Raw genomic sequence first — 21,594 nt, forward strand, 5'->3', positions numbered from 1 at the left:
GAACGGCGGGCTCGGTCACGACTGCGCGTTCGCCTCCGGTGGTCTTCGGGCGAGCAGGCGTGCGGCGATGTCCTGGTGGGCGAGCCGGCGCATCGCGGCCACCACCGGGTCATACAGCGCGGTGCCGAGTACGGCGTATTCGAGCGCGGCCGCCGGGTCGTCCGGCGGCATCCGGCTCAGGTCGAACTCGGAGATCGCGTACAGGTGTTCGGCGTAGACCGCGCGCCGTTCCGGCGTCATCGGGATGCCGACGGTCTCCACCGCTTCGAGCGCGCGTTCGAGTTGCGCCACCGCGGCGAACGTCGGGTCGTAGATCTGGCCGACGGCCTGGAGTAGCTCCTGCGCGAGCGGGTACGGCGGTTCGGCATCGTCGAGTACGGGGGGAAGGGCGGCGACCGCGGCTCCGAGCGTGTCGTAGAGCGAGTCGGTCGGATGCCCGATCAGCTCGAGCACTGTCTTCACCTTCTGCAGCGGGAGCCCGGCGATCTCGGAGAGCGCCCGGATCAGCCGCACGCGTCGCACATGCTCTTCGCCGTAGCTCGCCTGGGTGGCGCTCATCGCTTCGCCGGGCATGAGCATGCCTTCGCGCAGGTAGTACTTGATCGTGGCCAGGGGGACTCCCGTCTGCGCCACCAGTTCTGATACCCGCATAGGGCTCCTTCCGATCTCTCGACGTCTTGACAATGGATAGTAGCACTATCTAAAGTATGGATACTGTCACTATCCAATTGGAGGAGATCATGTTGCAACCGGCCAGCGCCATCACCGCGGGAGCCGTCGTCCTCGCCGTCATCACCATCGCCTTCGGCGGCACCTTCGTGCTGCGTGTCGTCACTGGAAAACAGAAGGCGAACGCCCTGCAGAAGGGGTTCTTCCGTGCCGGGCACGCCCACGCCGGCGTGCTCGTCATCCTCGGGCTCGTCGTTCTGCTGCTGCTCGACTCCTCCGGTGTTACCGGGTGGATGCATCTGGGTGCCGATGGCGTGCTGGTGTCGGCCATCCTCATCCCGGCCGGCTTCTTCCTGTCTGTGCTGGGCCGCGATCCGCAGAAGCCATCCGGCGTGATCGCGCTGGTCTGGACCGGTTTCGGACTGCTCACCGTCAGCCTCCTTGTCGCCGGCATCGCCCTCATCGTCGCCGGAGCCGCCGCGCTCTGAGCCCAGCCCCGCCTTCTCTGCTTCCCTTCCGGAGCGGGGGTGGCGACCATCCCGATAGCTGTGATCGACGTGACCGGTATCCGGCGCTTCAGTTCTGGTTGGCGCGGTACTCGGCGGCGTTGGTGCGCCATTGCTCGGCCGCTTCATCGAAGTCGGGGATGCTGTCGAGGTCGGGGCCACCGACGGCGTAGTGCTCGGCGATGGCGTCGTTGGCTGCTTTTCCCATCGCTGCCCCGCGCGGAACCATGCGTTCTTCATAGGCGCGCACGGCGTCATCGATGGCCGTTCCAGTGCGGACGGCGCTGACAATGCCACGAGCGAGTTCGGCGCCGTCGAGGAGGGCAAGATTGACGCCGTTGCCACCGAAAGGGGACATGACGTGGGCGGCGTCACCAAGCAGGGTGATGCCGGACTGGTGTGCCCATGTCGTGGGGGTCGGCAGTGCGAAGATCGGTCGGTTCGGGAGGGTTCCTTCTGTGTCATCGATCACGCGAAGGAGTTCCGGTGAGAATTCGGCGAAACGCCTTCTGAGAGCAGCCCTCACCTGTTCGGTGTCGGTTGCGATCGTGCCGCTGGGGTCGAGGACGCCGCCGCGTCCGGCGGCGGCGCCGAGGCCGGCTTCCGCGAGCCAGTCGAGCTCGGCGCGGAAAGAAATGTATCCGCGGACGACGTCGCCGCTGTTTCGTTGGAGGACGAGTGTCTTCCCGTCGCCGTTGGCCCACATGTGGCCGTCGCCGACCAGGGCGGCGACCTCAGGGTGCCGCCGGGTGACATTCGTGAAGAGCGCCTCGACGAACGTGACCCCGGTGTACGTCGGAGCGGCATCTGTCAGGGCCGCCCGTACGCGTGACCACGCCCCGTCGGCCCCGATCACCAGGTCGACCGTCTCGACGCCGCCGTCCTCGAACGTGAGGGTTCCCTGGTGTGCGCTCACCAGCCGGCGCCACCACCGGATCGTGCCGGGAATCAGCGACTCCGCGAGCATGCCGCGCAGCTGGGCACGGTCGACCTCTGGTGCGGCGGTCTCGCCGGGGGCAGGGGTTTGCTCGACCAGTACCGTGCCCTGCGGGTCGAGCAGGCGGTGGGCCTGGCCTTCGGGTCTGGCCACGGCGGCGAACTCCGCCGTGAGATTGGCGTCTTCGAGAGCGATCTGACCGGAGTCTGCATGAAGGTCGAGGGTTCCGCCCTGGTCTCGGGATCCACATGACGCATCGGCGTCATACACGGTCACGTCGACTCCGCCGAGCTGAAGCACGCGGGCGGCCAACAGCCCACCGGGTCCGGCCCCGATGACGGCGATTGACGGTCTTGAAAGGTCTGTCATGGTGTTTCTCCTCCACCCTGCTTGCCGAACGATCGTTCGACGATTGGAACGATACTTACTGAACGCTCGTTCGTCAACTACGATGATGCGTATGGATGAGAAGTCGACGAGACGACCGGGCAGCGAGACGAGGGCGGAGATCTTGCGGGTGTCGTTGGAGCTGTTCACGGAACGCGGCTTCGAAGGCACGTCCATTCGGGATATCGCCGAAGCGCTCGGGGTCACGAAGTCGTCGCTGTACTACCACTTCCCGAGCAAGGAGGCGATCATCCGCGCGCTTCTCGACGGTCGCCGGCGCGAGATCGACGAACTCCTTGCCTGGGTCGAAGAGCAACCCGCTGGGCCGGATCTTCTTCGACGCACCGCATTGAGGTGGGTGGAATCCACCGGCAAAGAGCGCGTTCAGGGCATGCGATTCGCGCACGCCAACCGGGCGATCATGCAGAAACTCGCCGAGGAGGGGAGCGATCGGCGAACCTGGTTCGACGCCGTGGTAGACCGTGTACTTGCGGACGATGCTCCGACGGTCACCAGACTCCGGGCGCAGATGGCGTTCGACACCGTCAGTGCTGCCCTCTTCGCCGCGCAAGGCACCGCCGCGTCAGACGACGAGGTCTTGACGGCGGCCCGCGAAGCAACGATCTTGCTCACCTGACGCACGTCAGCGGCTCACGGCATCCGCCCGTCCAACTCCCCGTAGGATTGCGGGGTGAGCAATTCTTCCCTCGACGTTGTCTTGATCGGCGGCGGCATCATGAGCGCCACACTCGGAGCACTCATCCAGCGCGTGCAGCCCGATTGGACGATCCGTCTTTACGAGAACCTGGGCGAGGTCGCCCAAGAGAGCTCGAACCCGTGGAACAACGCCGGAACAGGTCACGCGGCCCTCTGTGAGCTGAACTACATGCCGGAGGCGGCCGACGGATCCGTCGACCCGGCCAAGGCCATCAGCATCAACGAGCAGTTCCAGCTGAGTCGGCAGTTCTGGTCGAGCCTGGTCGACTCCGGAGACCTGCCGGCACCCTCCACGTTCATCAATACGGCGCCGCATATGACGTTCGTGCACGGTCGCGACAACGTGACGTATCTGCGTAAGCGCTACGAAGCGCTGAAAGACCAGCCGCTGTTCCAGGGCATGGAGTACACGGAAGACCCGGCCGTGCTCGCCGAGTGGACTCCGCTGCTCACCAAGAAGCGCAACCCGCGGCAGCGTGTCGCCGCCACCCGCGTTCCGGCTGGCACCGATGTCGACTTCGGCTCGCTCACCCGCTCGCTCATCGACGACCTCCAGCGCCGTGGCGCCGAGATCGCGCTCAACCACAAGGTGCGCGGCATCAAACGCACCAAGGACGGTCTCTGGCGTATCAAGGTGCGTCACCAGGTCGGCCACACCCCGCACGAAGTCACCGCTCGTTTCGTCTTCGTGGGCGCGGGCGGCGGTGCGTTGCATCTGCTGCAGAAGTCGGGCATCCCCGAGATCAAGGGCTTCGGCGGCTTCCCGATCTCCGGGCAGTTCCTGCGCACCAGCGACCCGAAGATCGTGGCGCAACACCAGGCGAAGGTCTACGGCAAGGCCGCCGTCGGCGCCCCGCCGATGTCGGTGCCGCACCTCGACACCCGCGTCGTCGACGGCGAGACCTCGCTGCTGTTCGGCCCGTATGCCGGGTTCAGCCCCAAGTTCCTGAAGTCGGGCTCCTGGTGGGATCTGCCCGGTTCCGTGCGTGCCGGCAACCTCGTGCCGATGCTTGCCGTGGCCAAAGACAACTTCGACCTGATCAAGTACCTCGCGGGCGAGCTGATGGCCAACCGTGCGAAGAAGGTCAAGGCGTTGCAGGAGTTCATGCCGACCGCGAAGAGCGAGGATTGGGAGCTGATCACCGCCGGCCAGCGCGTTCAGGTCATGAAGAAGGATGCAAAGAAGGGCGGCGTGCTGCAGTTCGGCACCGAGGTCATCGCCTCCGCCGACGGGTCGATCGCCGGCCTGCTCGGGGCCTCCCCGGGCGCCTCCACCGCCGTGCCGATCATGCTCGACGTGCTCGAACGCTGCTTCCCGGAGCAGTATCAGGGGTGGCTGCCGACACTCGAGGGCCTCATCCCCACGATCGGAACGACCCTCAACGACCGTCCGGCCGAGGCCGAGCGGGTGATGGCGTCAACGGCGAAGACGCTGAACATCTCACTCTGACGCTGGACGTCACCGCGTGACGGCTGTTATGGTCGTCAACGCTATGAAGTAGGAATCTCCTTTCGTCCCGCGTCCGAGGCTCAGTGCGCTCGTCGACGCCGTCGACATGGCAGTTCGGGTGCTCCGATGCTTCGGTCGACGGGTGTGCCCGCGCGGGAACCGGCTCTTCGGAGCGCTCGAAAGGCGGTTCTCTTGACCAACGCATTCGCACGAAACGATTCCTTCGCCACTGTCGCCGACCACCTCAAGGTCGACGGCGTCTCGCAGAGCTACGGCGACCACCGCGTTCTCACCGATGTCTCCCTCGCTGTCGCCCCGGGCGCACGGCTCGGGTTGATCGGCGAGAACGGTGTGGGCAAGTCGACGCTCCTGCGCATCCTGGCGGGTGCCGAGTCACCAGACAGCGGCATGCTCAGCCGTCCGGCGAGAACCGGCATGCTCTGGCAGGAGGTGCGGGCGGACCCCTCGGATACCCTCGCCTCTCTGCTCGAGGACGCCCTCGACGAGGTGCGCACCATCGAGCACGCGCTGGAGCTCTCGGCCGCGGCCCTGTCCGATGACGATCCGGATGCGGCCGTGCGCTACCAGCTGGCGCTCGACGCGGCCGAACGGGCCGAGGTGTGGAGCATCGACGCCCGTCGCGATGAACTTCTCGACGGTCTCGGCGTGGGCGGCATCCCGCTGGATCGCCGTCTCTCTGAGGTGTCGGGCGGCCAGCGCAGCCGGTTCGCCCTGGCGGCGCTGCTGCTGGAACGGCCGGATGCGCTCCTGCTCGACGAACCGACGAATCACCTCGACGACGCCGCGGCCGCCTTCCTCGAGCGGCAACTCGCCGCCTGGCGGGGGCCGGTGGTCTTCGCCAGCCACGACCGTGCGTTCCTCGATGCTGTCGCAACCAGTCTGCTCGACCTCGACCCCGCACGGTCGGGCACGACCGTCTTCGGCGGCAACTACAGCGCTTCGCTCGTGGCCAAGGCCGGCGAGCGCGCCCGCTGGGAGAAGCAGTTCGCCGATGAGCAGGATGAGCTGAAAGCCCTGAGGTTCGCCGTCGATGTGACGGCGCGCGGCATCGCCTGGTCTGGAAAGGTGCGTGACAACGACAAGTTCGCGAAGGCGTTCAAGGGGAACGCCCTCGACCGTCAGATCAGTCGTCGCATCAAGAACTCGACGGGGCGTCTCGAGGAGCTGAAGGAGAACCAGGTGCGCAAGCCGCCGGCCCTTCTCAGTTTCGCCGGAATCCCCAGCGGGTCCCAGGCGCTCGGGGTGGAGACCGGTCTGCTGCTGCAGGCGAAGGATGCGCGCATCGCCGACCGCATCGAGGTCTCGTCGTTCCTGGTGGAGCCGCAGTCGCGCATCCTGATCACCGGTCACAACGGTGCCGGAAAGTCGACGCTGCTCGCGGCGTTGGCCGGAGTGCTCGCGCTCGACGGGGGAGTGATCACCCGGCGCAAAGGTCTACGGGTGGGGCTGCTGGAGCAGGATGTGCGGTTCGCCGACCCGGAGGCGAGCCCCCGCCGCATCTACGAGCAGACCCTGGGGGAGCGGCGGGCGGAGAGTGTCCCGCTCACCGGGCTCGGCCTCGTGGCCCCGAGGGACGTCGATCGCCCGGTCGGCCGCCTCTCGATCGGTCAGCAGCGGCGTCTGGCGTTGGCGTTGATCCTCGCCAGGCCACCGCATGTGTTTCTGCTGGACGAACCGACGAACCACCTCTCGCTGTCGCTCGCGACCGAATTGGAGGCGGCTCTCGGCGGGTATCCGGGCGCCGTGGTCGTAGCCAGCCACGACCGCTGGCTCCGCACCGAATGGACCGGGGCGCGCGTAGCGATGGTGGGCGGCCGGCTTGTGGGGTGAGTGGGCGTGGAGGTGAGCGAGACCGCCGATGTCAGGCGGCGGCGGTCTCGTCGGCGCAGGATCCGAGATCGATGACCGTCGACCCGATCAGGTGCAGTCCCGCGGTATCGAAGAGCAGGTGGGAGTTGGTGGGGTCGGAGAGCAGGACGTAGCCTTCGGCCGTAGTGGGAAGGGTGACAGTGTTCATGGTGATTCTCCTTGTGGATCGTGGTTCCAGCCTCTCCCGGCTGCGGTCGCGGCGAATCGTCCGTGCGTATGAAATGGGCCTGCTCCCGGAGGGTGACACGTCGTCCTCCGGTATGAGACCGTCGGATGAGGTCGGCGCTCCGCTTGACGCATATTCGAACATATGTTCGAATGGGGGCATGAGATGGAGCGGGCAGGAACTCACCACAGAAGAGCCGTCGACGCTGCCGGGGCTGGCCCGTCTCAACAACCTCGTGCGCTCGGTGCGCACACCGGAGTTCGCGGGAATCACCTTCCATGAAGTGCTGGCGAAGTCGGCGCTGAACAAGATTCCCGGGGGCGGAGGGCCGATGCCCTTCGGCTGGACCATCAACCCGTATCGCGGCTGCTCTCATGCCTGCGTCTACTGCTTCGCCCGGCCCACCCACTCATACCTCGACCTCGACGGCGGCAAAGACTTCGACAACGAGATCATCGTCAAGGTCAATGTGGCCGAGGTGCTGCGCAAAGAACTGAGAAAGCCGAGCTGGGCGCGCCATCCGGTCGCACTCGGAACCAACACCGACCCGTACCAGCGGGCTGAAGGGCGGTATGCGCTGATGCCCGGCATCATCGACGCCCTCGCCGACACCGGAACGCCGTTCAGCATCCTCACCAAAGGGTCGCTGCTGAGACGGGATCTCGACCTGATCGCGGAGGCGGCCACCCGGGTGCCGGTCGACCTCGCCCTCTCCATCGCGGTCTACGACGACGAACTCCAGCAGTCGGTCGAACCAGGAACACCGACCACCAAAGCTCGGCTGGCCACAGTGACGGCGGTGCGCGAACACGGACTCGCCTGCGCGGTCTTCCTGATGCCGATCCTGCCGTACCTCACCGACAGTAGGGCACACCTCGACGAGGCCCTGCGGCAGGCGAAGGCCGCGGGAGCGAGCTCGGTGCTCTACACGGCCCTGCACCTCAAGCCCGGGGTGAAAGAGTGGTACTACCTCTGGCTCGAGCGTGAGCATCCCCAGCTCCTCCCGGTCTATCGGCGCATGTACGGGGGCGGGGCTGGAGCCCCGAAAGGCTACCGGCAGTGGCTGGCGGCCAAGATCAAGCCGCTCATCCGTGCGCACGGGCTCGAACGTGGCGAAGAAGATCCGCTCACCGGGGGTGTGCGCTCGACGGCGCTCGGGATGCTCCGCGACGGGGAGGGTGAACGACAGATCCGAGCGGGGGCGGGCATCGCCGTCGGGAACGCGGGTGGCGGCCGTCTCCTCGAGGAAGAGGTGCCGGCCGAAGCGATCGGGGTCGCTCTGAGCGGAGCACAGCCGACACTGTTCTGAAGCGTCGGCAAGCAGCGCGCCGCCCGAAATCGGCGGGGTACACATCCCCCGGGTTGGGGTACACGCGAGAGCTCGTTCGGTGGCATAATCCCGGGAGAGCATTGCACGGCCCGAGTGCGATGTGCGAACGACCCGAGAACGCGACCGCCGACGGGGGTGAGAATGTCCCTGGGTCTCCCCAGCCATCTTTCCCGCGCCGCCAACTCGCGGGCGCTGGCCACCGCGGCGCGGTGGGCGGCACTCGTCTGCCTGGCCTCGGCGCTCCTCAACGTCGCGATCTCCAGCGTGGGCTCAACCGAGACATTCACCTGGGTGACACTGATCGCGCTCGTGCCGATGATCGGACTTCTGCTCCTGCTCTCGCGACGCCGAACGGCGCTGCTGACCGTCGCGTATCTCGTGATCGGCACGGTCTCGACCTACTGCTATGTCGTGACCCTGCTCACCGAGAACGCGAGCTACCACGACACCAACCTCTTCGTGATCGCGCTGCCCATCGTCGCCATGACCCTGGTCGGCGGCACGGGAACAGGAGCCCTGGCCGGCGTGCTGTGGGCGACGCTCGGGTTCGCGCTCGCCGAGGCCGCCGTCGTGTTGGCAAGCGTCACCGCCGGGCGAGAATTCCGAACGGACGCGATCTCACTCGGCGCCTACCTGCTGCTGGTCGGCGTGCTCAGCTTCGACGGGCTCACCCGAGGGTCGCGAAGTCGCTCCCAATCCGCGATCCACCGATCGATCCGGGATGCGCGCCTCAACGACCTGCGACGCGACCTCAGCGCCGAATCCGCGGCCGAACTCCACGACACCGTGCTGAGCGAGCTGATCGCGATCGCCGCCGCCGGCCCTGGGCCGCTCGCCCCACGCCTCCGCGACCGAGTCGAAGCCGACCTCCGCCGACTCGGGAAGGACCCGAGCGCCGGCGACGAGCCCGCCCCGGATCGGAGCCGTCACGGGCATCCGCCCGAATCGCAGCCCGGAGAGATCTGGTTCGGCAGCGAACTCCACCATGCCATTGAGCTCGCCCGCGACGAGGGACTCTCGGTCGACCTGTCGGGAGATCGGGATGCGCTGGCGCTGCTCGGGGCGGAACGCCGACGAGCGGTCGGACTTGCGGCGCGGCAGTGTCTGGTCAACGTGCTGCGGCACTCGGGGAGCGCCACAGCGGAGGTCGCGATCTCGGCGTCCAGCGAGTCCGTCTCGGTGATGGTCGTCGACGGGGGGCGCGGGTTCGCGCCGGCCTCCACTGCATCCGACCGGCTCGGACTGCGGCAGTCGGTGCACGACCGCATCGAGCGGGTCGGGGGCGCCGTCACCATCTACTCGAGCCCCGATGTGGGCACGACGGTGATGATCGTCGTGCCGATCGGCGAGCCGGAGGAGGCGATCGCCTCATGACCGACGCTGACGAGGTCGCCGTCGCCCGCTTCCGCGCGGCGCCGTTCGAGCGCACACCGCAGCGGCTCGACCCGCTCGGCGTGCAGTCGGCCTGGGCGCTGGTGCCTGCGCTGGGCGCTGTCGCGGCGGGCTATGCGCTCTACTCCACCTTGTTGCATCTGGGCACAGGTCAAGTGCGGATCGTCTGGCTCGCGTGGGTCGCCCTGGCACTGGTGGTTCCGGCCGGGGTGATCTTCGCGATCCGTGCGCGCCCGGGCCTGGCTCCGCTCGGACGCTGGTCCCATCTGATGGTGCTCGGAATGGTGGTGGTGGCGGCGTGCATGTTCACCGTCTCGGTGTGGGGCGCCAACCAGCGCATCCAAGACGATTGGAGTCAGATCGTCGTGGCGCTCTTCCTCACGGCGATGCCGCTGTTCCGGCCGATCTCCGAGGTCGTGGGTGCTGCGGTGGGCGCCGCGCTCGTGCTGGGGACCGTCGCCGCCTTCGAAGCCCCGTTCCTGTCGATCGCGACGAGTCCGCTGGTCTATACAACCGTCGCCGCGACTCCGATCATCGCGCTCGCCTGCGGGGGCTCCGGGTACGCCTGGACGATGACCGGTGAGACCCTCGCCTGGCGTGAGGTCGCGCGAGCGGGGCAGGCGAGGCTCGACCCGGAGCTGCGGGAGACCGCGCGTCGCATGGTGCACCAGGAACGGATCACCACCCTCGACGAAGCGACCCTGCCGTTCCTCGCCGATCTTCTGCGTCGCGGCGAGGTGACCGAAGACGATGCGCGCCGCGCCGCTCAGCTCGCCGACACGCTGCGCGCCGATTCGGTGGCCGCCGTGAACAGTACCTGGCTCGGCGAGACGCTGACGCGCGCGTTGACGAGTAGGGGCGAGGAGACCCGAGTGGCCGACATCACCAGCCGCGTCTCCGATCCGGACCGGCTGGAGCGGGCGCTCGGCGACGAGCGGAAAGCCATCGTCGGCGCCATCATCGCCACCGTCGCGAAACTTCCCGCCCTTGACCCGGGGTCTGTGCACATAACGGCCACAGACCCGACGCGCCCGACGTTTGAAATCACCTGCCGCACGACCGACAGCCATCGGCTGGTGCGCCGCGAGATCCTGCCGTTCGTGAGCGCCTTGCGCTCGGGTGGCATGGAGGCGACGATGCGCACCGCCGGAGGCGAACTCAGCGTTCGCTTCGCCTACCCTGGAGACGACCACCGATGACCACACGTTCCGCCGATACGACCAATCCGGCAGCCGCGTCGTCGCCGGTGCCGATTCGACTTGCCCTGCTCGACGATCACGAACTGCTCCTCGACAGTCTCGCGAGCTGGATCGAGAAGCACGCGCCCGAGTTCGACCTCGTGGTGCGCGCGAGCACCTGGCTCGAACTCGTGCACAGCGAGGCCTTTCCGACCGACCTGGTGATCATGGACCTGCAGCTGCGCGAGTCGGTGTCGATCGGCGCCCGCGTTCGCACCTGCCGTGCCGCCGGTGCGCGCGTGATCGTGCTGAGCGCGGTCGGCAGCCAGGAAGACCGGGATGCTGCGGTCGCCGCGGGCGCGGTCGCGTACCTGTCGAAGACCCAACCGATGGTCGAGGTGATCGATGTCGCCCTGGCCGCCATGGGGCGGGGTGCCGGCGCCGAGCCGGGGGAGGCAGCGGCAGGCGCCGCGTGGCGTCCGAGGCCGGGTGCGGCGGCGGCCGTCAAACCACATCTCAGTGACGGCGAACGCCAGGCGCTCACCCTCTATGCCGACGGGCGCACGACCACCGAGGTGGCGCGGGCGATGAACGTGCAGTACGAGACCGCGAAGACCTACCTCCGCCGTGTGCGCGAGAAGTACGGCAAAGTCGGGCGGCCGACGAGTTCGCGTGCCGACCTCATCCGGCGTGCGGCCGAAGACGGCTACCTCACCTGACACGCAGCCTCGACCGAATAGGATCGGTGCGTGGCGAAACTGTATTTCCGATACGGAGCGATGAACAGCGGCAAAAGCACCGCGATGCTCCAAGCGGCCTACAACTATGAGGAACGCGGGCACCGAGTGCTGCTCGCCAAGCCGGCGATCGACACCAAGGGCGACATGGGCATCCTGTCGCGTCTCGGTGTCACGCGCGAGGTCGACTTCCTCATCGCACCGGAGACGGATGCGTACGGCAAATTCCAGCAGCACCGCGAGCGCACCGTCAAACGGTTCGACCGCGACGTGAGCTGCCTGCTCGTCGACGAGGCACAGTTCCTCTCTGAGGCCCAGGTGGACGATCTGCTGCGGATCGCCATCCTCGAGAACATTCCCGTGCTGGCATACGGCATCCGCACCGATTTCCAGACGGTGGCGTTCCCGGGCAGCCGGCGGCTCCTTGAGGTTGCGCACTCGCTGGAGGAGCTGAAGACGATCTGCCGGTGCGGGCGCAAGGCCATCTTCAACGCCCGCAAGATCGACGACGTGTTCGTCTTCGACGGCGACCAGGTGGCCATCGACGGCGCCTCTGTGAGCTACGAATCGTTGTGCGGCGCCTGCTATCTGCAGGAAAGCCAGGGGGTGCTCAACAGTGGGCGAAGGCGCTGGCCGCTGGATTCGGCCGCCTATGTCAGCGAACCGGACGCCGACTTCACCTGACCTTTTGCGCGCTGCTGTCGCGGCGCATCGACGGGAGTACCACCTTGAAGATCTCTGTTATCGGCTGCGGCTACCTGGGGGCGGTCCACGCCACCGCGATGGCCGATCTGGGTCACGACGTGGTCGGCATCGATGTCGACGCGAAGAAGATCGAGCTGCTCGCAGCCGGTCGTGCGCCGTTCTTCGAACCAGGACTGCCGGAGATCCTCGCCTCGTCGGTGTCGGCCGGTCGGCTGCGGTTCACGACCGATTTCGCGGCGGCGGCGGGGGCCGATGTGCATTTCGTCGCGGTCGGAACGCCGCAGGCGGCTGACGGCGACTCGGCCGATATGCGTTTCGTCGATGCGGCCTTCACCTCCCTCCTCGCGCATGTGAAAGACGGCGACCTTCTGGTCGGGAAGAGCACGGTTCCGGTCGGCACCGCCGCCCGGTTGGCCGAGCAGGTCGCCCGGTCGGGCGTGGACGCGACACTGGTCTGGAACCCGGAGTTCCTGCGCGAGGGATACGCCGTGCAAGACACCGTTCGGCCCGACCGATTGGTGTATGGCGTTCCCGCGGATGCTGCGGGCGAGCGGGCGGCGCGCATCCTCGACGAGGTGTACGCCAGTGCCGTTGCCGCCGGCACTCCCGTGATCGTGACGGACTATGCGACCGCCGAGCTCGTGAAAGTGTCGGCCAATGCTTTCCTCGCCACGAAGATCTCGTTCATCAACGCAATGGCCGAGATCGCCGAGGTCACCGGCGCCGATGTCACGAAGCTGGCGGATGCGATCGGCTACGACAACCGCATCGGCCGTCGGTTCCTCAACGCCGGGGTCGGTTTCGGCGGCGGCTGCCTGCCCAAGGACATCCGGGCCTTCAGCGCTCGTGCGCGGGAGCTGGGCAAGGGGGAGGCTCTGGCCTTCCTCGACGAGGTGGACAAGATCAACCTCCGCCGTCGCGCACGCGTGGTGGAGCTCGTGGCGGAGGCGCTCGGCGGCGAGGTCGAGGGCAAGCGCGTGGCCCTGCTCGGGCTGGCCTTCAAACCGCACTCGGATGACGTTCGCGATTCTCCGGCGCTCGATGTGGCATTGCGTCTCGATGAGCTCGGCGCCGTGGTGGTGGCCACTGACCCGCAGGCGATCGAGACGACGCGTCGGCGGGCGCCGCAGTTGCGCTTCGAAGAGTCGGTCGAGGACGCCGTGCGCGACGCCGAGGTCGTGGTGCTGCTCACGGAGTGGCCCGAGTTCGTCGGGCTCGATCCGGTGGTGGTGGGCGGTCTCGTGGCGGGACGCACGGTGATCGACGGCCGCAACAGCCTCGATCCAGCCGCGTGGCGCGCCGCGGGGTGGATCTATCGCGGTTTGGGTCGCTGAGGCGCGCACCGCATCCCGTTCTTCGCACCGAAGTCTGTCCCCGGTTTCGGGGGTACGGCAGTGGTCGGCAAAAAAGTGAGGAATTGTTAGATTAGTCGCATGGCGGCTCCTGGCGTTCCCGAATCGACCGCGACGTCACCGTCGCCGTCTCCGCGTCGACGCCGCACCCGGCGAGTGGTCGGCTGGAGTGTCGCGGGCGTCGTGCTCGTGCTCCTCATCGCGGCCGGCTGGGTCGGCATCCGTGGTCTGCTGGCGAAGAACGAGCTCGAAAGTGCCCTGCCGTACGCGAAGGCGGTGCAGTCATCGATCGTCTCCGGAGATCTGTCGGCGGCGACGAACGCGGCGGCGGAGCTGCGCAAGCACGCCGAACGTGCCGCCTCGCTCACGAGCGATCCGGTGTGGCGCGCCGCCGAGATCGTGCCGGGAGTAGGGCCGAACCTCGCCGCCGTGCGCACGGCCGCCGCCGCCACGGACAGCATCGCCTCGCGCGTGATCGCCCCGCTGGTCGCTGTCGCCCAGACGGCGGACCCCTCCCGGCTCAAACCGGTCGGCGGGGCCGTCGACCTGACGCCGCTCCGTGAGGCTCAGCCGGTGGTGACTCGAGCGCAGCTCGCCTTCCATCGCGCTGCGGCTTCGGTCGCGGCGATCGACGAATCGGCCACGGTCGGGCCGGTTCGCGGAGCGGTCGACCAACTGCGCTCGCTCCTGGCCACCGCGACCCCGTCAGTCGACGCGCTGGGCAACAGCGCAAAACTCCTTCCCGCGATGCTGGGTGGCGACTCCCAGCGCACCTACCTGCTGCTGGTGCAGAACCCGGCCGAGCTGCGGGCGACGGGCGGTCTCGTCGGCGCCCTCGCGGTCATCGGGGTCGAACATGGCAAGATCTCCCTGCTCGCCCAGGCTTCGGGCACCAGCATCGGGCCGTTCGCCCAGCCGGTCGCCGATATCCCCGCCGCGACGCAAGGGCTGTACGGGCCGCTTCTCGGTCGGTACATGCAGGATGTCAACCTCACCCCCGATTTCCCGCTTGCCGCGGCCACGGCCACGGCCATGTGGAAAGCGCACGGCGGCGGCACCGTGGATGGGGTGGTCACGATCGACCCCGTCGCCCTGTCCTATCTGCTCACGGCGACGGGCCCGGTCGCTCTGGCGACCGGGGACAGCCTCTCCGCCGAGAACGCGGTTCCTCTGCTGCTCAGCCAGGCGTATGCGCGCTGGTCCGACCCTGCGCAGCAGGATGCGTTCTTCGCTGCGGCCGCGAGTGCGGTCTTCGGGAAGGTGGCCTCCGGATCGGCCGACGGTACGGCCCTCGTCAAGGCGCTCGTGCGGGCGGGGGATGAGCGGCGGATGCTCATTTGGAGCGCGCATCCCTCGGAGCAGAAGGTGCTCGCTTCGACGACATTGGCGGGACTCCTTCCGGCATCGACATCGTCGACCGCTGGCATCGGGGTGTACTTCAACGACGCCACCGGTTCAAAGATGGACTACTACCTCACTACGCACGTCGAAGCGGGAACGGCTGTCTGCCGGGCCGATGGCACGCCGAGCACGCGGGTCACGGTGACGCTCACCAACACCGCGCCGGCGGATGCCGGGACCGCTCTTCCGGCGTATGTGACCGGTGACGGTACGTACGGTGTCGAGCCGGGCACCATCCGCACCCGCGTTGCGGTGTACGGGGCGGAGGGTGGGCTCCTCGTCGCGACGACGAGCGGCAGTGCGGCCTATCCGACGATCGCGGGCACGGATCAGGGACGCCCTGTGAGCCTGTTCACGGTCGATCTTGCACCGGGCCAGTCGAAGACCGTGTCGGTCGATCTTCTCGATGTGCAACAGAAGACGCCGGGGATGTCCGTCACCGTCACTCCGACACTTCCTGCACGCGGAACGACCCCCGATGTGGGGGCGTCGGGTGGCGCGTCGATCATTGCCCTGGACTGCACCACGGCGGTAAACTGAGAAATAATCACATTACCGCCCCGGGGAACTCGTGCCGGGTCCGTCGAAAGGCTTCCCGAATGGCCAAGAAAGTCCTGGCGGCGCTGATCGTCGGCGCCGCTCTCGCCCTGGCGGTGCCCGCCGCCGCCAACGCCACGCCCTACACCGCCGGCGGTGCCTGCAGCATCAGTCCGACGGTCGTCTCCGCGGGGCAGACTGCCACGCTCACCTGCGACCCCGGAACGTTCAAACCCTCCGAGGACGTCGCCTACACCGTGTCCGGACAGAACGGTGCCACCGCATCCCTCGCCTCGTACCGCACGAGCGTGAGCAGCGCGCACGCCGTGAAGGCCGCCTCCAGTGACGGGAGCGCCATCCTCACGGTGACGGTTCCCCAGAACGCCGACGGCGCATACACCATCACCGGCACCGGCGAGGTCAGCAAAGCCGCCTCGGCGGCGACCGTCACCGTGCTCCCGGCCGACGCGCCAGCCGCCAAGACGGCCGGAACGACCCCGTCGAGCACCGGCATCGCCTCCACCGGCTCCGTCATCGGCTGGTACATCGCCTGGATCGGGGGCGCGCTCGTCGTCGCCGGACTGATCGTGCTCGGCCTGCTGGCCGCACGCCGTCGTCGCACCGCTCCCTGAGCATCCTGAACTGAGCATCCCGGCCTGATGGCTCCATCCCGAGGAGTCGACCGGAATCGAGAGCGGCCCGCGGAATCTTCCGCGGGCCGTCTTGGTTGCCCCTGAGGTGAGTACTGAGCACCGCATTCCTCTGAACGTTCTCGACCTGGCCAGCCGCCCGCACGACGGCACGAACGCGGATGCGGTGGCGGGCACCCTGCGCCTCGCGCAGGCCGCCGAATCTCTCGGCTATGAGCGCTTCTGGGTGGCCGAGCACCACGGCATGCCGGCGATCGCGTCGAGCGCGCCCGCCGTGCTCATCGCCGGCATCGCCGCGGCGACCTCCCGCATCCGTGTGGGCAGCGGCGGTGTCATGCTGCCGAACCATGCACCGCTCGTCGTGGCGGAGCAGTTCGGCACTCTGCGGGCGCTTTACGGCGACCGCATCGACCTCGGCATCGGCCGGGCACCGGGCACCGACGGCGCGACCGCGCTCGCCCTGCGCCGCAGCAAGGAGGGGCTCGGCGTCGACGACTTCCCTCAGCAACTGCTCGACCTGATCGGGTTCTTTCACGGCGGGATGAGCGACGCCAACCCGTTGCACACGATCACCGCCGTGCCGGGTCTCGGCGATGCGCCGCAGTTGTGGCTGCTCGGTTCCAGCGGGTACAGTGCCCAGGTCGCCGCGGCACTGGGGTTGCCGTTCGCTTTCGCGCACCACTTCGCAGGCGATAACACCGAGGCGGCGCTCGACCTCTACCGGAGTCGCTTCGAGCCGAGCGAGACGCTGAGCGAGCCGCATTCGATGATCGCGGTCAACGTGATCTCCGACGAAGATCCGGAGCGCGTGCGGGCGCTCTCCCTACCCGGACAGCTCTCGTTCCTGCGGATGCGTCAGGGCGCCAAGCCGCAGCCGGTCAGCATCGAGGAAGCCCTCGCATACCCCTTCTCGCAGCTCGAGGAGGACTTCATCGCTGCCCGCAACGCCCGTCAGGCCATCGGAACGCCCGCAGAGGTCAGAGACCGGCTGGAGTCGCTGCTCGCCTCCACGAAGGTCGACGAATTGATGATCTCGTCGGGTGCTGCAACGATCGACGGCCGGGTGCGGTCGCTGGAGATCGTGGCCGAGGCGCTCGGCTAGCAAACCCGGCGTCGCGGCAGCAGTGAACCGGTGGAACACGAAAGGCCGGAGCATTCGATGCTCCGGCCTTCATAGTGTCGGGGTGACAGGATTTGAACCTGCGACCTCTTCGTCCCGAACGAAGCGCGCTACCAAGCTGCGCCACACCCCGAGTGGCCCGTAAGCCTCAATAAGAATACACGTTCCGGGAGGGGGCCGGTGACCACTCTCAGGGGGAGGAGGTGAGCGTGACCAGCGTCGCCTCCGGGCGGCAGGCGAAACGCACCGGAGCGTAGATCGAGGTGCCGAGCCCGGCCGAGACATTGAGGAACGCCGAACGGAAGGCGTGCCGCCACAGGCTGAGGCCTTTCACCTGTTTGCGCGGGATGTCGCAATTGGTCACGAGCGCCCCGAATCCGGGAACGCAGACCTGGCCGCCGTGGGTGTGCCCCGCGAAGATCATGGCGGCACCGTAGGTGACGAAAGCGTCGAGCACGCGCCGGTAGGGGGAATGGGTGACACCGATGGTCACGGTGGGCCGCTCGACGTGGGGCGCGTCTTCCGGCCAGGTGGCGTCGTCGGAGAACGGATCGTTCTCGCGCAGCTCGTCGAGGGCGCCGGGGATGGCCTCCACCCGGTCATACCGGATGTGCGGGTCGTTCACCCCGAACAGCTCCAGATGTGTGCCGTTGATGTTCACGGAACCGGCCGCGTTGTTCAGATCGATCCAGCCGAGGCTGTCGAAATAGGCGGTGAGGGCGGCGTTGTCGAGGCGGGGAGCGGTCGAGGCGTTCTTCTTGGACGGGCCGGCGAAATACTTCAACGGGTTCTTCGCCTGCGGGCCGAAGTAGTCGTTCGACCCGTGCACGAAGACCCCGGGGATGCCGCGGAAGCGTTCGAAAGCACGCTCGATACCGGTCTGGCCCTGCTCGTGACCCAGGTTGTCGCCGGTGTCGACGATGAGATCGGGTTTCAGATCGGCGAGCGCGCGCACCCACTCCTGCTTGTCCCGCTGCCACGGTGCCATGTGCAGATCGGAGAGGTGCAGCACCCGGATGGGCTCCGAACCGCGAGGAAGCACCGGAACGGTGACCCGGCGCAGCGTGTAGAGCTTGCGTTCGACGAGGGAGCCCCAGGCGAACGCGCCCGCGCCAGCCGCGGCGAGCACCGCCAATGCGGTGCCCGCCGCGCGCAGGCCGGACGTGGTCGCCACTAGTTTCCTGGACCGGGTGTCGACGGTGGGGACGCTGCCTTGAGCGCCAGGGTGACGCTGGAGCCGGGTTTCACCGCTGTTCCGGCGCCGGGGTTCATCGAGTCCACAACGCTGTCGGGGCTGCCTCCGCCCCCCGAAGCCGACACCGAGAACGCGTTCAGAGCGCTCTGCGCGTCGGAGAGCTTCATTCCGACCACGTTCGGCAGTGCGACGAGTGTGCCGTTGCTGGTGTAGACCGTGATCTCCGAGCCCTTGCCGACGCTCGCACCCGCGGCGGGGTTGCTCGACGAGACCGTGCCGGCCGGCTGAACGCCGTCTTGTGCTCCGCCGTCCGTGTAGCTCAGGCCGAGCCCGTCGAGGATGGACTTCGCGTCGGCCGCGGACTTACCGCTCAGGTCGGGAACGGTGACCTGAACCCCCTGCAGCAGCTTCTGCGAAGGGCTCGCGAAGTCGTCTCCGCCGTACTTGCCGACCGCTGTGGCCATCATGGCTCTCATGACCGCTGTGCGGGCGAGCGCCGGCGTTGTGCCGTGCGTCGGATAAATCTGGCGCATGTTCTGGTGGCCGTCGATATTGCCGACCCAATATGCGCCCGCCACCTTGGTCGTCGCGGCCACGAGCCAGAGCTGCTCGTTGTTGTCGGTGGTTCCGGTCTTGGCGAGCATGTCTTTGCCGGTGTTGTTCACGCCCGATGCGGTGCCACCGCCCATCGTGACGCGCTTCAGCGCGTACGCCATGGTCGCCGCAATCTGCGGGTCGACCGCTTGGGAGCACTTCGACGCGGGAGCCGCCACCTCTTTGCCGCTGCCGTCGATGATCTTGTCGATCGCGATCGGAGTGCAGACCTGACCACCGTTCGCGATGCCGGCGAATGCCGTGGCCATGGTGAGCGGAGCGATCGTGTTGGTGCCGAGTACGCTCGCCGGGTTGGTGTCGAGCGGCACACCGGTTGCGGTGTGCACGTCGAACGCCTCGGCGTTCTTGCGGATGTCGCACAGGTCGAGCTGCGACGCCATCGAGACGTACGCCGTGTTGATCGACTGCACCGTCGCCTGCAGAGCGCTACGCCGTCCCTCTTCGCCGTACGAGTCATTGGTCGGCCAGCGGTTCGGCGTGGCGCCGTACACGCCGCCGGGAATGCAGCTTGCCTTGAACGTGCCGGAGGGATACGTGCGGATGTTCGCGTTCACGGTCTCGTTGAGGGAGTGCCCGTTCTCCAGCCAATCCGCCAGGGTGAAGACCTTGTAGGTCGATCCGACCTGGAAGCCGGAGGAGCCGCCGTAGTCCTGGTCCGTATTGAAGTTCACCGAGGAGTACTTCGGGCTCGAAGCGAGCACATCCGGATCTTGGGAGTACTCCTTGTTCTGCGCCATGTAGAGCACACGACCGGTTCCCGGCTGAACGCCAACGAGTGCGCCGCCCAGGTTGGCCCTGTCGTAGGTCTGAGGCACGTAGCTCGCGAGCGTCCCCTCAGCGGTCGCCTGCAGGTCGAGGTCGAGCGAGGTGTAGATCTTGTAGCCGCCGCGGTTGAGGTTCGAAGCGCGGGTGTCCTCGTCTTTTCCGAACGACGGATCGTTCAGGAACACGCGCTGCACGTAGTCGCAGAAGTACGCGGACCCGCCCGCGGTCTGGCAGCCGCGGGTGGACGGGGTGATCACCGGGGTGATCGGCGTCTTGACGGCCGCCTCGTACTGGGCCTTGGTGAGCTTCTTGTACTGGTACATCTTCTGCAGGATGTAGTCGCGGCGGTCCTTGTTGGCCGCGTAGCCGTTGGCCGCGCCGTTCGTCTTGCTCGACGGGTTGTCCAGCTTGAGGCTGGTCGGTTCGTTCACGATCGCGACGAGGCTCGCAGCCTGGGCCGGCGACAGCGCGGCGGCCGTGACGTTGTAGTAATAGCGCGCGGCCGCTTCGATACCGTAGATGGAGCCGCCGAACCCGGCGATATTGAGGTACTCCGTGAGGATCTGGTCCTTCGAGTACTTCTTCTCCAGGCCGATCGCGTACTTCATCTCCTTGATCTTGCGATCCGGGGTGACACCGGTGGAGTCGTCGACGCACTGCTGGTATGCCTTCAGCTCCGCCTTCGTCTTCTGCGGCTTCGCCTCGCACTTCTGCAGGAGCACGTTCTTGACGTACTGCTGGGTGATGGACGAGCCGCCCTGGGTGTCATGACCGACGACAGTCGACAGGGCGCCGCGGATGGTGCCCTGGATGTCGACGCCGCCGTGACTGTAGAAGCGCGGGTCCTCGCCGGCGACCGCCGCATCTTTCACGGCCTGCGAGATCTGGTTGAACGCGACCGGCAGACGGTTCTGCGAGTAGAACGTGGCGAGGACGACGTTGCTGTCGCCCTTCTTGGCGTAAATGGTGGTGGGCTGGGCGAGCTGGTCGATGGTGAGGTACTCGGGAAGGCCCTCGAAGACGCCGATGCTGTCGTTGGCGGCCATGCCCGTCACCGCGATGGCGGGGGTGACGGCGGCCGTGACCAGAAGGCCGGCGACGGCGCTCATGCCGATGAACGCGCCGAGTGCGCCGAGCGCACCTCTAGCCTGGGGTTTTTTGGCAGACATAAGATCAAGGGTAGGTGAGAAACCTGATAAACCCCCCGAACGCAAGGAGCACAATGCCGCGCTGGGAATACCTCACGACGCCACTCATGATCCACAACACCGCTGCGATCCTCAACAATTGGGGTTCGGAAGGCTGGGAGCTGGTGCAGGTCGTCACCGGCCCGGAGGGCGGTCTCGTCGCCTATCTGAAGCGCCCGATCCTCGACGAGGTGGACGCCTGATGGCCGCGGTCGAGGCCCGTCTGGCCGAGCTCGGCATCCAGCTCCCCGATGTGGTGCCCCCGGTCGCCGCTTACACCCCAGCGGTGGTCGACGGGAACCATGTCTACACCTCGGGTCAGCTCCCGATGGTCTCCGGGGCCCTCCCCGCCACGGGCAAGGTCGGCGACGGGCACGGCCTGATCCCGGCCGCCGACGCCAAGGAGTACGCCCGCATCAGCGCCCTCAACGCCCTGGCGGCCGCGAAGAGCGTGATCGGCTCGCTCGATCGCGTGACCCGCATCGTCAAGGTGGTCGGCTTCGTCGCCTCCGACCCGTCGTTCACCGGTCAGCCCGGCGTGATCAACGGCGCCTCCGAAGTGCTCGGCGAGATCTTCGGAGACGCCGGGGTGCACGCGCGTTCCGCCGTCGGCGTCGCAGTGCTCCCGCTGGACTCGCCCGTCGAGGTGGAGCTCGTCCTCGCCTTCGACTAGCAGACACGCGAGAGAAGGGCCCGGCTTCGCACGAA

Annotated in this window: 20 protein-coding genes and 1 tRNA gene; 15 read left to right on the plus strand and 6 right to left on the minus strand. The window is 67.5% G+C overall.

The genetic code is table 11. The features are described from left to right. Positions 1-15: 15 nt before the first annotated feature. Positions 16-651 carry a MerR family transcriptional regulator gene (locus K5L49_RS16275; RefSeq protein WP_223694360.1) on the minus strand — a complete coding sequence of 212 codons (636 nt, stop codon included), beginning with the start codon at positions 649-651 and terminating at the stop codon, positions 16-18. Between the two features lie 56 nt (positions 652-707). Here K5L49_RS16275 and K5L49_RS16280 point away from each other — a divergent pair, with 56 nt between their 5' ends. Next, a complete protein-coding gene (locus K5L49_RS16280; RefSeq protein WP_223694361.1) occupies positions 708-1,157 on the plus strand; it encodes a hypothetical protein in 450 nt (149 codons plus the stop codon). 88 nt (positions 1,158-1,245) lie between these two features. Here the strand turns inward: K5L49_RS16280 and K5L49_RS16285 are convergent, their stop codons facing one another. Beyond that, complete coding sequence (locus K5L49_RS16285; protein WP_223694363.1) at positions 1,246-2,481, minus strand: FAD-dependent oxidoreductase; 1,236 nt, start codon at positions 2,479-2,481, stop codon at positions 1,246-1,248. 91 nt (positions 2,482-2,572) lie between these two features. Between K5L49_RS16285 and K5L49_RS20240 the strand changes: the two genes are divergently transcribed. The 3 genes from K5L49_RS20240 (at position 2,573) to K5L49_RS16300 (ending at position 6,517) form a co-directional block, all read left to right on the plus strand. Continuing rightward, entirely contained in the window at positions 2,573-3,136 is a 564-nt protein-coding gene (locus tag K5L49_RS20240; protein WP_263298890.1) for a TetR/AcrR family transcriptional regulator, read from the plus strand. 54 nt (positions 3,137-3,190) lie between these two features. Beyond that, positions 3,191-4,666, plus strand: coding sequence for a malate:quinone oxidoreductase (locus tag K5L49_RS16295; RefSeq protein WP_223694365.1), 1,476 nt, complete (start codon positions 3,191-3,193; stop codon positions 4,664-4,666). Between the two features lie 192 nt (positions 4,667-4,858). Beyond that, positions 4,859-6,517, plus strand: coding sequence for an ABC-F family ATP-binding cassette domain-containing protein (locus K5L49_RS16300; protein WP_223694366.1), 1,659 nt, complete (start codon positions 4,859-4,861; stop codon positions 6,515-6,517). 31 nt (positions 6,518-6,548) lie between these two features. Here the strand turns inward: K5L49_RS16300 and K5L49_RS16305 are convergent, their stop codons facing one another. After that, the gene (locus K5L49_RS16305; RefSeq protein WP_223694368.1) at positions 6,549-6,704 is read right to left on the minus strand and encodes a hypothetical protein; all 156 of its coding nucleotides are present in this window, start codon (positions 6,702-6,704) and stop codon (positions 6,549-6,551) included. A 178-nt stretch (positions 6,705-6,882) separates the two neighbouring features. On the opposite strand from K5L49_RS16305, the gene K5L49_RS16310 reads away from it, so the two are divergent. From K5L49_RS16310 to K5L49_RS16350, 9 genes are all read left to right on the plus strand, one after another. After that, on the plus strand, positions 6,883-8,031 hold the full coding sequence (locus tag K5L49_RS16310; protein WP_223694370.1) for an Rv2578c family radical SAM protein: 1,149 nt from the start codon (positions 6,883-6,885) through the stop codon (positions 8,029-8,031). A 162-nt stretch (positions 8,032-8,193) separates the two neighbouring features. Further along, positions 8,194-9,426 carry a sensor histidine kinase gene (locus K5L49_RS16315; RefSeq protein ID WP_223694372.1) on the plus strand — a complete coding sequence of 411 codons (1,233 nt, stop codon included), beginning with the start codon at positions 8,194-8,196 and terminating at the stop codon, positions 9,424-9,426. Then, complete coding sequence (locus tag K5L49_RS16320) at positions 9,423-10,643, plus strand: hypothetical protein (protein WP_223694374.1); 1,221 nt, start codon at positions 9,423-9,425, stop codon at positions 10,641-10,643. Before K5L49_RS16315 ends, K5L49_RS16320 begins: the two co-directional genes overlap by 4 nt. Further along, positions 10,640-11,341, plus strand: coding sequence for a helix-turn-helix transcriptional regulator (locus tag K5L49_RS16325; protein ID WP_223694376.1), 702 nt, complete (start codon positions 10,640-10,642; stop codon positions 11,339-11,341). The genes K5L49_RS16320 and K5L49_RS16325 overlap by 4 nt, the downstream gene beginning before the upstream one ends. A 30-nt stretch (positions 11,342-11,371) precedes the next feature. Then, entirely contained in the window at positions 11,372-12,043 is a 672-nt protein-coding gene (locus K5L49_RS16330) for a thymidine kinase (protein WP_223694377.1), read from the plus strand. A 44-nt stretch (positions 12,044-12,087) separates the two neighbouring features. After that, a complete protein-coding gene (locus K5L49_RS16335; protein ID WP_223694379.1) occupies positions 12,088-13,398 on the plus strand; it encodes a UDP-glucose dehydrogenase family protein in 1,311 nt (436 codons plus the stop codon). 99 nt (positions 13,399-13,497) lie between these two features. Beyond that, a complete protein-coding gene (locus K5L49_RS16340) occupies positions 13,498-15,357 on the plus strand; it encodes a DUF4012 domain-containing protein (protein ID WP_223694380.1) in 1,860 nt (619 codons plus the stop codon). A 59-nt stretch (positions 15,358-15,416) separates the two neighbouring features. Then, entirely contained in the window at positions 15,417-15,986 is a 570-nt protein-coding gene (locus K5L49_RS16345) for an immunoglobulin domain-containing protein (RefSeq protein ID WP_223694382.1), read from the plus strand. Between the two features lie 106 nt (positions 15,987-16,092). After that, the gene (locus tag K5L49_RS16350) at positions 16,093-17,106 is read left to right on the plus strand and encodes an LLM class flavin-dependent oxidoreductase (protein WP_223694384.1); all 1,014 of its coding nucleotides are present in this window, start codon (positions 16,093-16,095) and stop codon (positions 17,104-17,106) included. 77 nt (positions 17,107-17,183) lie between these two features. Here the strand turns inward: K5L49_RS16350 and K5L49_RS16355 are convergent. From K5L49_RS16355 to K5L49_RS16365, 3 genes are all read right to left on the minus strand, one after another. Next, positions 17,184-17,257, minus strand: a tRNA-Pro gene (locus tag K5L49_RS16355). 57 nt (positions 17,258-17,314) lie between these two features. After that, a complete protein-coding gene (locus K5L49_RS16360; protein WP_223694386.1) occupies positions 17,315-18,298 on the minus strand; it encodes a metallophosphoesterase in 984 nt (327 codons plus the stop codon). Further along, the gene (locus K5L49_RS16365) at positions 18,298-20,868 is read right to left on the minus strand and encodes a transglycosylase domain-containing protein (RefSeq protein ID WP_223694387.1); all 2,571 of its coding nucleotides are present in this window, start codon (positions 20,866-20,868) and stop codon (positions 18,298-18,300) included. Before K5L49_RS16365 ends, K5L49_RS16360 begins: the two co-directional genes overlap by 1 nt. 53 nt (positions 20,869-20,921) lie before the next feature. Between K5L49_RS16365 and K5L49_RS16370 the strand changes: the two genes are divergently transcribed. Both K5L49_RS16370 and K5L49_RS16375 read left to right on the plus strand, forming a co-directional pair. Beyond that, positions 20,922-21,089: a DUF4177 domain-containing protein gene (locus tag K5L49_RS16370; protein ID WP_223694389.1), complete on the plus strand. Its 168-nt coding sequence runs from the start codon at positions 20,922-20,924 to the stop codon at positions 21,087-21,089. After that, on the plus strand, positions 21,089-21,559 hold the full coding sequence (locus K5L49_RS16375; protein WP_223694391.1) for a RidA family protein: 471 nt from the start codon (positions 21,089-21,091) through the stop codon (positions 21,557-21,559). The genes K5L49_RS16370 and K5L49_RS16375 overlap by 1 nt, the downstream gene beginning before the upstream one ends. Positions 21,560-21,594 lie beyond the last annotated feature (35 nt).

It is taken from the genome of Leifsonia poae, from assembly GCF_020009625.1.
In the GTDB taxonomy this organism is placed as follows: domain Bacteria; phylum Actinomycetota; class Actinomycetes; order Actinomycetales; family Microbacteriaceae; genus Leifsonia; species Leifsonia poae_A.

Bases quoted from the DNA above. Each gene is read 5' to 3' on its own strand.
- K5L49_RS16315 (WP_223694372.1), top strand. From the start codon at position 8,194: ATGTCCCTGGGTCTCCCCAGCCATCTTTCCCGCGCCGCCAACTCGCGG.
- K5L49_RS16320 (WP_223694374.1), top strand. From the start codon at position 9,423: ATGACCGACGCTGACGAGGTCGCCGTCGCCCGCTTCCGCGCGGCGCCG.
- K5L49_RS16305 (WP_223694368.1), bottom strand. From the start codon at position 6,704: ATGAACACTGTCACCCTTCCCACTACGGCCGAAGGCTACGTCCTGCTC.
- K5L49_RS16370 (WP_223694389.1), top strand. From the start codon at position 20,922: ATGCCGCGCTGGGAATACCTCACGACGCCACTCATGATCCACAACACC.
- K5L49_RS16280 (WP_223694361.1), top strand. From the start codon at position 708: ATGGATACTGTCACTATCCAATTGGAGGAGATCATGTTGCAACCGGCC.
- K5L49_RS16325 (WP_223694376.1), top strand. From the start codon at position 10,640: ATGACCACACGTTCCGCCGATACGACCAATCCGGCAGCCGCGTCGTCG.
- K5L49_RS16345 (WP_223694382.1), top strand. From the start codon at position 15,417: ATGGCCAAGAAAGTCCTGGCGGCGCTGATCGTCGGCGCCGCTCTCGCC.
- K5L49_RS16285 (WP_223694363.1), bottom strand. From the start codon at position 2,481: ATGACAGACCTTTCAAGACCGTCAATCGCCGTCATCGGGGCCGGACCC.
- K5L49_RS16340 (WP_223694380.1), top strand. From the start codon at position 13,498: ATGGCGGCTCCTGGCGTTCCCGAATCGACCGCGACGTCACCGTCGCCG.
- K5L49_RS16365 (WP_223694387.1), bottom strand. From the start codon at position 20,868: ATGTCTGCCAAAAAACCCCAGGCTAGAGGTGCGCTCGGCGCACTCGGC.
- K5L49_RS20240 (WP_263298890.1), top strand. From the start codon at position 2,573: ATGGATGAGAAGTCGACGAGACGACCGGGCAGCGAGACGAGGGCGGAG.
- K5L49_RS16375 (WP_223694391.1), top strand. From the start codon at position 21,089: ATGGCCGCGGTCGAGGCCCGTCTGGCCGAGCTCGGCATCCAGCTCCCC.
- K5L49_RS16275 (WP_223694360.1), bottom strand. From the start codon at position 651: ATGCGGGTATCAGAACTGGTGGCGCAGACGGGAGTCCCCCTGGCCACG.
- K5L49_RS16310 (WP_223694370.1), top strand. From the start codon at position 6,883: ATGAGATGGAGCGGGCAGGAACTCACCACAGAAGAGCCGTCGACGCTG.